Consider the following 12,725-nt stretch of genomic DNA (forward strand, 5'->3'; position numbering starts at 1 on the left):
TTTCCCGCAGCTTCCGGAGTATTGCAGCATGCAGCAGACGCGCGCCGGCACGGCACCCATTCATCTGCTCGGCATCGACGGCGGCGGCACCGGCACCCGTGCCGTGCTCGCCGATGCCCACGGACGCGAGCTGGCGCGCGGCAGCGGCGGCCCCTCGGGGCTCGCGCTCGGCATCGACGCGGCCTGGGCGTCGATCGGCGCGGCCTGCGCCGAGGCGTTCGCGCAGGCCGGCCTGCGGATCGACTGGGCGCGCTGCGTCCTGGGCTGCGGGCTGGCCGGCAGCAATCATCCGGAGTGGCTGGCGGGGTTTGCCGCCAGCTCGCCCGCCGCCGCGCTGGCAGTCGAGAGCGACGCCTACACCACTGCGCTCGGTGCCCATGGCGGCGCGCCCGGCGTGATCGTCGCGCTCGGTACCGGCAGCATCGCGGCCGCGCTCGACGCGCAGGGCCGCTGCCGGATCGCCGGCGGCTACGGCTTTCCCTCCGGCGACGAGGCAAGCGGCGCCTGGTTCGGGTTGCGCGCGCTCGCCCACGCGCAGCAGGCGCTCGACGGCCGCGTGCCGGCCGATGGGTTCGCGGCGGCGCTGCTCGAAAAGACCGGCGCCACCGATCGCGACAGCCTGGTGGTTTGGTCGTGCGCGGCGAATCAGACCGCCTACGCGATGCTCGCCCCGGTCGTGTTCGCGCATCGCGAGCATCCGGTCGCGGCCGGGCTGATCGCCGAGGCGGGCGGCGCGATCGGCCGCATGATCGACGCGCTCGATCCCGCGCGGACGCTGCCGGTGGCGCTGTGCGGCGGGCTGGCCGGCCACCTCGAGGCTGCCGTGCCCGAGCCGCACCGCGCGCGGCTGCGCGCGCCGCTGGCCGATTCGGCGCACGGCGCGCTGCGGCTCGCGCAACGCGAGGCCGCGCGGCTGGCCGGCGCCCGTTGAACGGCGGCGGGCACGCCGGCGATTGTTGCGCGGGCTGCATCGGCCGGCGATAAAATGCAAGGTTTCTGCATTTGCCGGCCGCCATGTATCAAGTCATCTGCACCGATCTCGACGGCACGCTGCTGAACAGCGATCATCAGCTCGACCCGTACACGATCGAGACGGTGCGGCGGCTGGCCGGCGACGGCGTGCCGTTCGTGATCGCGACCGGTCGCCATCACGCCGACGTCGCGGGGATTCGCGACGTGCTCGGCATCCGGCCTTACCTGATTACCTCGAACGGCGCGCGCGTGCACGCGCCCGACGACACCCGGCTTCACGCGCTCGACATCGCGCCGCCGCTGGTGCGCGAACTGGTCCGGCCCGAAGTGGCGGGCGCGCACGCTCGCGTGATCGTCAACCTGTTTACCGACGACAGCTGGCTGATCGACCGCGAGGCGCCCGCGCTGCTCGCGTTCCATCAGGATTCGGGTTTCCGCTACCGCGTGGTCGACATGCTCGCCCACGACGGCGCCGGCGTCGCGAAGGTGCTGTATATCGGCGAGCCGCGCGATCTGGCCGTGGTGGCCGCCAATCTCGCGAACCGTTTCGGCGACGCGCTCTACGTGACCTATTCGCTGCCCGATTGCCTGGAGGTGATGACGGCCGACGTCTCGAAGGGGCGGGCGCTGCGCGTCGTGCTCGAACGGCTCGGCATCGATCGCGCCCACTGTGTCGCATTCGGCGACAACATGAACGACATCGACCTGCTCGAAACCGCCGGCTTCCCGTTCATGATGGACAACGCCAACCCGGACCTGATGCTGAGGCTGCCGCGCGTGCCGCGCATCGGCAGCAATGCCGACGCGGGCGTGGCGCGCCACCTGCGCACGCTGTTCGAACTCGGCGCCGATCCGATGCGCTGAACGCGCACCGCGGCCGCGCGCCTCGCAATTCCCGGCTTTTTGTTCGACGCCGAATGCCTGGTGAAACCCGCCGCGGCCGCGCGGCGATTTTCGTAAACCATGCGTTCAAAAAGAGGGAAAAACTCGTCCGTTGCGCAGCAAATAATTGACGCCGCCGCAATTGCATCGGATTATAGGATTTCCAATGCGTGGACAAGAGTCAACGATTGTTAAATTCCGCTCAGGCTGCGCAGGATTTTTATTAGAATTAAATCGCACTGTAATATAACGCATCCGCAATAAAATTTTCATACGAAACGGGCGCTGCCCGGCTTCGGCACAGTGCTGATTGCGGAACGCAGCGATGGTGCCGGGGCGCTGCACGCTCGGTGAATCGGGAACAGGGAGTGAAAAATGTCTCAATACGCAAAACTCAAGGCGCAGATCGCCGAACTCCAGGCGCAGGCCGAGGACGTGCGCCGTCAGGAAGTCGAAGCGGTAATCACCGACTTGCAGCGCAAGATTGCCGAATACGGCCTGACGGCGCAGGATCTCGGCTTTGCCGAACGCGCGCGGCGCGGGCGTCCGCCGAAAAAGGCGCCGCTGCCGCCGAAATATCGCGATCCCAAGTCGGGTGCCACCTGGAGCGGCCGCGGCAAGCCGCCCAATTGGATCGTCGGGAAAAATCGCGAGCGTTATCTGGTTGAATGAAAGGCCGGGCCGTGGACGATGGTGTAACAAAAGAAAGCCGCATGTCAGATGCGGCTTTCTTTTTGCAATTCGGATTGCGCGCGGGTTCGGTCGAATCCCGCGCGCAAGCCGGGTTTAGCCGGCGGCGAGTCGCGTCAAATGCGGCCGCTTCAGATGGGCACCCAGCGTTTCATAAATCTCCACATAGTGGCGCGCCATGGTCTTCGCACTGAATCGCGTTTCGAAACGCTGACGAATCGCTTCACGCGACAGCGTATCGATTTGTTGCAGGGCGCCGATCGCGCTGTGCTCGTCCTCGACGATAAAGCCGGTCAGCCCGTCCTCGATCACCTCGGGCACCGAGCCGCGGTTGAAGGCGACCACCGGCGTGCCGCATGCCATCGCCTCGATCATCACCAGGCCGAACGGCTCCGGCCAGTCGATCGGGAACAGCAGCGCCTTGGCACCGGAAAGAAACGCGGGCTTTTGCGCCTCGTTGATCTCGCCGATGAATTCGACGTTCGCGGTGGCGAGCAGCGGCTCGATCTCGGTCTTGAAATATTCCGCGTCGACCTTGTCGACCTTGGCGGCAATCTTCAGCGGCAGGCCGCTCTTGGCCGCGATTCGGATGGCGGTGTCGACGCGCTTTTCGGGACAAATCCGGCCCAAGAATGCCAGGTACTCGGGCTTCCGGTCAGGCTGCGGCGTGAGCAGCGTGTCGGGCAGGCCGTGGTAGACGGTGCCGGCCCAGCCCGCCTGCGGCAACGGAATGCGCTGAGAATTCGAGATCGACACCACCGGCGCGTTCGGGAATGCATTGAACACCGGCTGCAGCTCGGGCAGGTCGAGCCGGCCGTGCAGGGTGGTCACGTAGGGCACGTCCAGGCGCGAGAGCAGCGGGAACGGCAGGTAGTCGAGGTGCAGGTGCAGGATGTCGAACTCATGCGCGACGCGCGCCACCTGTTCGAGCAGGCGCATGTGCGGGGCCATCGAGTCACGGATCGACGGATCGAGGCGCAGCGCGCGCGGCCACGAGGCTTCGAGCTTCGCGGACGTGACGGAATCGCCGCTCGCGAACAGCGTGACGTCGTGGCCCAGTTCCACCAGGGCTTCGGTCAGGTACGACACGACGCGCTCGGTGCCGCCGTACAGTTTCGGCGGAACGGCTTCGTAGAGCGGGGCGATTTGGGCGATGCGCATGAGTGGTTCTCCTGTGCGTATGGTGGCCGGGCCGGCGTGCCGTGCGCCGATGGCGGCGGGCGGTGGGGCGCTCCGGGAAGGGGCGGCCAAGGGACCGCCAGCCGACCGTTCGACTCTATTATCGGGATCGGGCCGCGTGGATCGAGTGGTTTTGCAAACACTTAAGCCTTGTTACAGCCTGAAATAGGAGAAATTCTGGATGGCGGGCGGCCGTTTTTCGAGCGCCTGGGCGCGAATTGTGTCAAATGTAAAAATATCGTGAAAATGTCCTGAAGAAAGCGGATTGCGTGCCGTTATAATCCTTGCTAGTCAAGGGTTTACGTAAAAACGACCGATCCCGAAAATCCTCATGGATGTCGGAAAAATTCCTACACGGTTTACAGACAAATCCTGCGCTGCGCGTTCCCCTTTGCTGATAGCCGCGGAAAACCCGTTTGGCCACAATGACTGCAAGAATATAAACGCCGGTTGCCGACCCCGAGGGGCGAGCCGATCAGGCAAAATTTTCAAAGCAGATGGCCAAGATTTCTTACGGGGGAATCATGAGCGCGACCAGTGAAATGCTCGCCGAGATCAAGGAAGTTAACCTGTCGTACCTGTTGCTCGCGCAGCGTCTGCTGCGTGAGGACAAGGCGATGGGCATGTTTCGTATGGGCATCTCGGAAGAGATTGCGGACGTGCTCGCGAATCTGACGCTCGCCCAGACGGTCAAGCTGGCGGCATCGAACCAGATGCTGTGCCGGTTCCGTTTCGACGATCATGCCCTGCTGTCCTCGCTTGCCGACAAAGGGCGCAGTTCGGCCGTCGCGCAGGCGCACTCGGCCATCCTGATGGCCGGGCAGCCCGTCGAAAGCCTCCGCTAACACTCCCTACATCATCTGCCGTCCGTGGCCCGGTGCGCGCTTGCGCGCCCCGGCGCGCGTGGTCGGCCTCAATACCGGAATTCGCGGAGAGACTGCGATGGCGACGAAGAGCGTGGTGCTCGAGGTCAAGGAAATCACCCTGGCGATCGAGCTGATCGAGCTGGGTGCCCGACTGCAACTGCTGGAAACCGAGACTAACCTGTCTCGTGACCGCCTGATCAAGCTGTACAAGGAATTGAAAGGCGTTTCGCCGCCGAAGGGCATGCTGCCGTTCTCGACGGACTGGTTCATGACCTGGCAGCCGAACATTCACTCGTCGCTGTTCTACAACATCTACCGGTTCATGCAGGCCCATGGCGGCTGCGACTCGATCCAGTCGATCGTGAAGAGCTATCGGCTCTATCTCGAGCACGTCGGCCTGTCGGAGGACGACGAGGCGGCGCTGAGCCTCACGCGCGCCTGGACGCTGGTGCGCTTCTTCGACTCGGGGATGCTGCAGATGACGCCTTGCACGCGGTGCGGTGGTCATTTTGTCGCGCACGCCCACGACCCGCAGGGCGGTTTCGTCTGCGGGCTGTGCCAGCCGCCGTCGCGCGCCGGCAAGACCCGCAAGGCCGCCGCGAAGGCCGAGGCCGAACCCGCGGCCGCGCTCGCCGCGGTCTGAGCCCGGCCGGCCCCGCCCGCACCGGCGCATGCCTTGCCGGGCGCGGGATTGCGCCGGCCGCCGGCGCCGGCCCGAGGCGCCCCCGAGGGGCGTGATCCGGCCTGGTTTGCCGCCCCGGACCACGTCGGGTTAGTCCCCGCCCTCGCAGGTGAAAGTTTTCGACACCCCTGCCGTAAACCACTTATCGGCGGCCTTTCCCGCCGGCCATTCGTGAGGGACAGGCTGTGCTGATTATCGTGGGAACTCTCGTGACGTTGTTGTCCGTGTTTGGCGGCTACGCGCTCGCGGGCGGCCACTTGGGCGCCCTGGTCCAGCCGCTCGAGATCCTGATGATCGTGGGGGCCGGGGTGGGCGCCTTCATCCTCGGCAACGGGGTCAAGACGATCAAGGCGACGCTGCTCGTGCTGCCGCCGTTGTTCAAGAGCTCGAAATACACGAAGGCGCTGTACATGGAACTGATGGCGCTGCTCTACGTGCTGCTCGCCAAGGCGCGCAAGGAAGGCACGCTGACGCTGGAAGCCGACATCGACGATCCGGAAAAGAGCCCGATCTTCACGCAGTACCCGAAGATCCTGGCCGACAAGCACATGGTCGAGTTCCTGACCGACTACCTGCGGCTGATGGTGGGCGGCAACATGAACGCGTTCGAGATCGAGAGCCTGATGGACGAGGAAATCGAGACCCACCACGTGGAGGGCGAAGGCCCGGCCCACGCGCTCACGCGCGTCGGCGACGCGATGCCGGCGTTCGGGATCGTCGCGGCGGTGATGGGCGTGGTCCATACCATGGCCTCGGCCGACAAGCCGCCCGCGGTGCTCGGCGCGATGATCGCGCAGGCGCTGGTCGGCACGTTCCTCGGCATCCTGCTGTCCTACGGGCTGATCGGGCCGCTCGCGAGCCTCGCGGAACAGCGCGTGGCCGAATCGACGAAGCTGCTCCAGTGCATCAAGGTCACCATTCTCGCGAGCCTGAACGGCTACGCGCCGGCGATTGCGGTGGAGTTCGGCCGCAAGGTGCTCTTCTCGACCGAACGCCCGTCGTTCGCCGAGCTCGAGGAGCACGTGCGCCGGGTGAAGGCTAAGTAAGCGGAGCGGCCGGGCGATGAGCAAGGGCAAGGATCGCGCGATCGTCGTCAAACGGGTCGCGCCAGCGAAGAAGGGGCACCACGGCGGTGCCTGGAAGCTCGCCTACGCGGACTTCATGACCGCGATGATGGCGTTCTTCCTGCTGATGTGGCTGCTGTCGGCCGTCACGCCGGTGCAGTTGAAGGGCATCGCCGATTACTTCAACACGCCGCTGAAGGCCGCGCTGTTCGGCAACGGCGACCGCAGCTCGCACGACTCGAGCATCATCCAGGGCGGCGGCTCGGATATCACGCGCAGCGACGCCGGCACCACGCGCCGCACCGACGGCACCACCATGCTGGCCAGCCGCCTGGCGCAGAAGGGCCGCGACGACCTGCACGATACCGATCCGGGTTCGCAGGATCGCGCCGAGCAGGCGCGGCTGCACGACCTGCAGATCAAGCTGATGGCCGCCATCGAGGCGAATCCGGTGCTGCGTCAGTTCAAGCAGCAGATCCGCATCGACTCGACGCTCTCGGGGCTGCGCATCGAGATCGTCGATACCCAGAAGCGCCCGATGTTCGCCACGGCGAGCAACATGGTCGAGCCCTACATGCGCGACATCCTGCGCGAGATCGGCAAGACGCTCAACGAGGTGCCGAACCGCATCGTGGTGCAGGGCCATACCGACGCGGTGCCTTATGCCGGCGGCGAAAAGGGCTACAGCAACTGGGAGCTGTCGGCGGACCGCGCGAACGCGTCGCGGCGCGAGCTGATCTCGGGCGGCATGGACGATGCGAAGGTGCTGCGCGTGACCGGCCTGGCCTCCACGCAGAACCTGAACAAGGCCGATCCGTTCGATCCGGAGAACCGCCGGATCAGCATCCTGGTGTTGAACCACAAGTCGGAAGTCGCGCTGATGCACGACGACGCGAGCACGACGACGCTGTCCAACGACGCGGCCGGTTCGCAGGCGCTGTCCCAGCAGATCGCTGCGCCGGCCAAGCCCGCGAAGCCGGCGGCGCCGGCGCCGGTGGCGCTGCCTGCCGTGGCGGCGCCGGCACGGCCTGCCGCCCATGCCCAATGACGTGACTATGGACCGAACGACATGATCCGCTCCATTCTGGCCATCGACGATTCCGCGACCATGCGCGGGCTGTTGCAGGTGACGCTCGCCGACGCCGGTTACGACGTGACCGTGGCGGCCGACGGCGACCGCGCACTGGAACTCGCTGCCGCGATCGCCTTCGACCTGGTGCTGACCGACCATCACATGGCGGGCAAGAACGGGCTCGACGTGATCCGCGCGCTGCGCGCGCGCGGCACCTATCGGCAGACGCCGATCCTGGTGCTGACCACGGAGAGCAGTGACACATTCAAGGCGGCCGCGCGTGACGCGGGCGCCACGGGCTGGATCGAGAAACCGCTCGAGCCGGACACGCTACTCAGTCTCGTCGCCGCGCTGGCGCCGAGCCATCCGTAGCGCCACCGGCAAGCGGCCGACCGCCCCCTCAAACACGACGCCAAACGACTTCGACGTGGATCCGGCATGACTCTCGACATCACACAGTTCTATCAGACCTTCTTCGACGAGGCCGACGAGCTGCTCGCGCAGATGGAGCAGCTGCTGCTCGGCCTGGACGCCGGCTCGCCGGACCCGGAAGACCTCGCGGCCATCTTTCGCGCCGCGCATTCGATCAAGGGCGGGGCGGCCACCTTCGGTTTCGCCGCCCTGACCGACACGACCCACATCCTGGAGTCGCTGCTCGATCGGGCCCGCAATCACGAGATCACGTTGACCGTGCCGATGATCGACGCGTTCCTCGAGACCAAGGACGTGCTCTCCGCGCAGCTGGCCGACTACCGCGCGAGCGCCGAGCCGGATGCCGCCGCGGCCGCGGCGATCTGCGCCAAGCTCGAGTCGCTGCTGAAGGAGGCGCTCGGCGGCGGTGCCGCCGGGCCCGCCGCGCCGCAGCCGGTGGCGGCCGCGCCGGCCGCGCCGGCCGCCGCGCCGGAGCCTGACTCGGACGCCGATCTCGAAAGCGCGTTCGCGGCGGCCTCGGCCGAATTCGATTCGGCCACCGGCGGCGCGCCCGAGCATGTCGTGACGCAGGCCGTGGAGGCCACCCATCCGGGCAGCGGGGGCGGTGAGGCCGAGGGTGGCGCGCAGGACGGTGAGCACCTGAAGGTCGTGCTGAGCGGCGTGGACGCGAAGGATCGCGAGCTGCTGGTCGAGGAGCTCGGCAATCTGGGCCACATCGTCGAGCGCAGCGAATCGGGCGGCGCCCTGACGCTCTGGCTCGAAAGTGACGTGCCGTCCGACGACATCGTCGCCGTGCTCTGCTTCGTGATCGACGAGAGCCAGATCTCGATCGGCCGCGGCACCGCGCCCAGCGCGGGCGGCCCGGCCGAGATCGTCACGGCGGCCGCGCCGCAAGAGGTGCGCGATACGCCGGCGCCGGCCGCCGAGGCCCAGCCGGCCGCACCCAGCGCACCGGCGACGCCGCCGGCTGCCGCGCCGGCGGCCCCGGCCGCCGCGCACGCCGATCACGGCGACGCGGCCAAGCCGGCCGCCAGCGCGGAAGACCGGCGCGCGCGCGCGCCGGCCGCCGCCGGCGCCGAGGGCAGCTCGATCCGCGTCGGCGTGGAGAAGGTCGACCAGCTGATCAACCTGGTCGGCGAACTCGTGATCACGCAGGCGATGCTGGCCGAGACCGCCAACGCGTTCGATCCGGCGCTGCACGACCGCCTCTTCAACGGCATGGCGCAGCTCGAGCGCAATGCGCGCGACCTGCAGGAAGCGGTGATGTCGATCCGCATGATGCCGATGGACTACGTGTTCAGCCGCTTCCCGCGCCTGGTGCGCGACCTGGCCGCGAAGCTCGGCAAGGAAGTGGAACTGGTCACGTTCGGCCAGGCGACCGAACTCGACAAGAGCCTGATCGAACGCATCATCGATCCGCTCACCCACCTCGTGCGCAACAGCCTCGACCACGGCATCGAAACGGTCGAGCGGCGCCGCGCGGCGGGCAAGGACGCGGTCGGCCAGCTGGTGCTGTCGGCCGCGCACCACGGCGGCAACATCGTGATCGAGGTCAGCGACGACGGGGCCGGGCTGAACCGCGAGCGGATCCTGAAGAAGGCCGCGCAGCAGGGCATCCCGGTGTCCGAGACGGCCAGCGACGACGAGGTCTGGAACCTGATCTTCGCGCCGGGCTTCTCGACTGCCGAGACCATCACCGACGTGTCCGGCCGCGGGGTGGGCATGGACGTGGTCAAGCGCAACATCCAGGCGATGGGCGGCCACGTCGAGATCTCGTCGACGGCCGGGCGCGGCACCACCACCCGCATCGTGCTGCCGCTCACGCTGGCGATCCTCGACGGCATGTCCGTCAAGGTCGGCAACGAGATCTTCATCCTGCCGCTGAACTTCGTGATGGAGTCGCTGCAGCCGGCTGCCGCCGACATCTACACGGTCGGCAACGGCGAGCGCGTGGTGCGCGTGCGCGGCGAATACCTGCCGCTGGTGGCCCTGCACGAAGTGTTCTCGGTGGACGATGCGCGCACCGATCCGACCCAGGGCATCGTCACCATCATGGAAACCGAGGGGCGCCGCTTCGCGATGCTCATCGACGAGTTGGTGGGCCAGCAGCAGGTGGTGGTGAAGAACCTCGAGACCAACTACCGCAAGGTACACGGCATATCGGCCGCGACCATTCTCGGCGACGGCAGCGTGGCGCTGATCGTCGACGTGGCCGCTCTCAACCGCGAAGCCCGCACCGCCCACGGCGCGGGCGCGCTCGCGACTTTCTAACCGTCACGCGGCGTAGGCCGCACTGGAGGACAACGTGTCCGAAGTCCATTCGATCCAACCGGCGGCCGCGGGCGCGGGCGCCAGCAACCGCCGCGACGCCGCCCAGGCCGATGCGGCCGGCCAGGAATTCCTCGTCTTCACGCTCGGCGACGAGGAATACGGCATCGACATCCTGAAGGTGCAGGAAATCCGCGGCTACGACAGCGTCACGCGGATCGCCAACGCGCCCGAGTTCATCAAGGGCGTGATCAACCTGCGCGGCATCATCGTGCCGATCGTCGACATGCGCATCAAGTTCCATCTCGGGCGCATCGACTACGACCACCAGACCGTGGTGATCATCCTGAACGTCGCGCATCGCGTGGTGGGGATGGTGGTGGACGGCGTGTCCGACGTGCTGACGCTGACTGCCGACCAGGTCATGCCGGCGCCGGAATTCGGCGCGACGCTGACCACCGAGTACCTGACGGGCCTCGGCACCGTGGACGGCCGGATGCTGATCCTGATGGACATCGAAAAGCTGATGACGAGCCGCGAGATGGCGCTCATCGATGAGTTCAGCGCCTGAGTGGCGCCTCCTGGGGGAGACTGATAATGCTGCAGAACTGGTCGATTCGCACGACGCTGACCGCGGTCAGTCTCTCGTTCGTGCTACTCACCGCCGTGGTCGGCGGGCTCGGCCTCGTCGCGCTCAAGCATACGGGCAGCGCGCTCGACGAGATCGTGGGCGGCGACATGCCGGCCATCCAGGCGCTCAGCGACACCTCGTCCTATCTGCTGCGCACGCGCGTCGCGCTGGATCGCGTCCGCGCGCTGACGGAGGCGGGCAATGTCGAGGAAACCCAGAGCGCGCTCAATCGCGCCTCGGAGCTGTACGACACCTCGGCGAAGAACTGGCAGGCATTCCAGGACGCGAAGAAGGTGGGCGTGGACAGCGCCATGGCTGACGAACTCGCCACGCGTCACAGCGCGCTCACGGCCGCGGTCGATGCCGAGTTCGCCGCCATCAAGGGTTCCGACATCGCCGCCTACCATGCGATCGCCGACTCGCAGATCAGCCCCATGTTCGTGGCCTACGACAGCGCCGTGGCGTCGGTACTCGGCGCGCTCGGCAAGCGCGTGGCCTCGCACCGCGAGAACATCCAGACGCAGATCGGGCTGATGATCAGCTGCATCGCGGTCGGCATCGGCCTGGCCGTGCTGATGGTGTTCGGCGTGCGCGTCACGCTGCGCCGGCTGATCGTCGGGCCGCTCGAGCGCGCCATCGACCAGTTCGAGCGGATCGCCTCGGGCGACCTGTCCGGGCAGGTGCGCGAGCACGGCACCAACGAGGTCGGACGCCTGTTCGCCGGCATCGGCCGGATGCAGACGGCGATGATCGAGATGGTGAAGTCGGTGCACCGCGGTGCCGAGTCGATCGACGTCGGCGCGCACGAGATCTCGAGCGGCAACGTGGATCTCTCGCAGCGCACCGAGCAGCAGGCCGCCTCGCTGCAGGAAACCGCCTCCAGCATGGAGCAGCTGACGGGCACCGTGCGCCAGAACGCCGAGAACGCGCGCCAGGCGAGCCAGCTGGCCGTCAACGCGTCGGACATCGCCACGCGCGGCGGCCAGGTGGTCAGCGAAGTGGTCTCGACCATGCAGGCGATCACGGTCAGCTCGAACAAGGTGGTCGACATCATCGGCACCATCGAAGGCATCGCGTTCCAGACCAATATCCTGGCGCTGAACGCGGCCGTGGAAGCGGCGCGGGCCGGCGAGCAGGGCCGCGGCTTCGCGGTGGTGGCAGGCGAAGTGCGCTCGCTCGCGCAGCGCAGCGCCAGCGCCGCCAAGGAAATCAAGCAGTTGATCGGCGACTCGGCCGACAGCGTCAAGAGCGGCTCCGAGCTGGTCGGCCGCGCCGGCGACACGATGGCCGAGATCGTGCAGGCGGTGCGCCGCGTGACCGACATCATCGGCGAAATCAGCGCCGCGTCGCACGAGCAGTCCACCGGCATCGAGCAGATCAACCGCGCGGTCGGCCAGATGGACGCCGTGACGCAGCAGAATGCGGCGCTCGTCGAGCAGGCCGCGGCCGCCGCGGCCTCGCTCGAGGACCAGACGCGCCAGCTGAAGAGCGTGGTCGCGCGCTGGCGCGTGGAGGGTGGCAGCGCCGCGCTCGCGCAGGCCGCGGCCGAACCGGTGCTGCGCGCGCCGGCTCCGCAGCCGGTGCGTCCGTCGAAGCCGGCCGTGCCGGTGGTGCGTGCGGCCTCCGCGCCGGCGGTCGCTGCCCCGGCTGCGGCGCCTGTCCCGGCGGCAGTGGCCGCGCTTGCCGCGCCGGCCTCCGGCGCGGCGAAAGAACCCGCGCCGGCCGAGCCCGTTGCCAGCCCGGCAGTGCCGGCCGAACCGGTTGCCGTCAAGGCGCCGCGCCGCCCCGCAGCCGGCGCCGCCCGCCGCGGCAGCACGGCCGCGCCGGCCGGCGGTGCCGCGAAGCCGGCCCACGCGCCGCGGACGGCCAAGCCGGCCGCCGTCGGCGGTGGCGCGCTCAAGCGTCCGGCGCTCGGCAGCGAGCCGAAGCCGGCGCTGGCCGCCTCGGCCGGTTCCGACGACGATTGGGAAACCTTCTGAGCCATCCG

The 12,725-nt window shown here is 67.8% G+C and carries 12 protein-coding genes; 11 read left to right on the plus strand and 1 reads right to left on the minus strand.

Features of this window, described 5'->3' with window-relative positions; translation table 11 throughout:
• Positions 1-28 precede the first annotated feature (28 nt).
• From KS03_RS17955 to KS03_RS17965, 3 genes are all read left to right on the plus strand, one after another.
• On the plus strand, positions 29-931 hold the full coding sequence (locus tag KS03_RS17955) for a glucosamine kinase nucleotide-binding domain-containing protein (RefSeq protein ID WP_012734274.1): 903 nt from the start codon (positions 29-31) through the stop codon (positions 929-931).
• A gap of 83 nt (positions 932-1,014) precedes the next feature.
• Positions 1,015-1,836, plus strand: a complete 822-nt coding sequence (locus KS03_RS17960; RefSeq protein ID WP_012734275.1) for a Cof-type HAD-IIB family hydrolase — start codon at positions 1,015-1,017, stop codon at positions 1,834-1,836.
• Positions 1,837-2,229: 393 nt separating this feature from the next.
• On the plus strand, positions 2,230-2,526 hold the full coding sequence (locus KS03_RS17965) for an H-NS histone family protein (protein WP_012734276.1): 297 nt from the start codon (positions 2,230-2,232) through the stop codon (positions 2,524-2,526).
• A gap of 114 nt (positions 2,527-2,640) precedes the next feature.
• Here KS03_RS17965 and KS03_RS17970 read toward each other — a convergent pair whose 3' ends face one another.
• The gene (locus KS03_RS17970) at positions 2,641-3,705 is read right to left on the minus strand and encodes a glycosyltransferase family 4 protein (protein ID WP_012734277.1); all 1,065 of its coding nucleotides are present in this window, start codon (positions 3,703-3,705) and stop codon (positions 2,641-2,643) included.
• A 542-nt stretch (positions 3,706-4,247) separates the two neighbouring features.
• On the opposite strand from KS03_RS17970, the gene flhD reads away from it, so the two are divergent.
• From flhD to KS03_RS18010, 8 genes are all read left to right on the plus strand, one after another.
• A complete protein-coding gene (gene flhD, locus KS03_RS17975) occupies positions 4,248-4,568 on the plus strand; it encodes a flagellar transcriptional regulator FlhD (protein WP_012734278.1) in 321 nt (106 codons plus the stop codon).
• 97 nt (positions 4,569-4,665) lie between these two features.
• A complete protein-coding gene (gene flhC / locus KS03_RS17980; protein ID WP_012734279.1) occupies positions 4,666-5,232 on the plus strand; it encodes a flagellar transcriptional regulator FlhC in 567 nt (188 codons plus the stop codon).
• A 224-nt stretch (positions 5,233-5,456) separates the two neighbouring features.
• Entirely contained in the window at positions 5,457-6,317 is an 861-nt protein-coding gene (gene motA / locus KS03_RS17985; protein WP_012734280.1) for a flagellar motor stator protein MotA, read from the plus strand.
• Positions 6,318-6,333: 16 nt separating this feature from the next.
• Positions 6,334-7,383 carry a flagellar motor protein MotB gene (gene motB, locus KS03_RS17990; protein WP_012734281.1) on the plus strand — a complete coding sequence of 350 codons (1,050 nt, stop codon included), beginning with the start codon at positions 6,334-6,336 and terminating at the stop codon, positions 7,381-7,383.
• A gap of 21 nt (positions 7,384-7,404) precedes the next feature.
• Positions 7,405-7,779 carry a response regulator gene (locus KS03_RS17995; protein WP_012734282.1) on the plus strand — a complete coding sequence of 125 codons (375 nt, stop codon included), beginning with the start codon at positions 7,405-7,407 and terminating at the stop codon, positions 7,777-7,779.
• A 66-nt stretch (positions 7,780-7,845) separates the two neighbouring features.
• Positions 7,846-10,110, plus strand: a complete 2,265-nt coding sequence (cheA, locus tag KS03_RS18000; protein WP_045678868.1) for a chemotaxis protein CheA — start codon at positions 7,846-7,848, stop codon at positions 10,108-10,110.
• Between the two features lie 34 nt (positions 10,111-10,144).
• Complete coding sequence (cheW, locus tag KS03_RS18005; RefSeq protein ID WP_012734284.1) at positions 10,145-10,678, plus strand: chemotaxis protein CheW; 534 nt, start codon at positions 10,145-10,147, stop codon at positions 10,676-10,678.
• 26 nt (positions 10,679-10,704) lie between these two features.
• Positions 10,705-12,717, plus strand: coding sequence for a methyl-accepting chemotaxis protein (locus KS03_RS18010; RefSeq protein ID WP_012734285.1), 2,013 nt, complete (start codon positions 10,705-10,707; stop codon positions 12,715-12,717).
• Positions 12,718-12,725: the final 8 nt, after the last annotated feature.

The organism is Burkholderia glumae LMG 2196 = ATCC 33617 (genome assembly GCF_000960995.1).
Taxonomy (GTDB): domain Bacteria; phylum Pseudomonadota; class Gammaproteobacteria; order Burkholderiales; family Burkholderiaceae; genus Burkholderia; species Burkholderia glumae.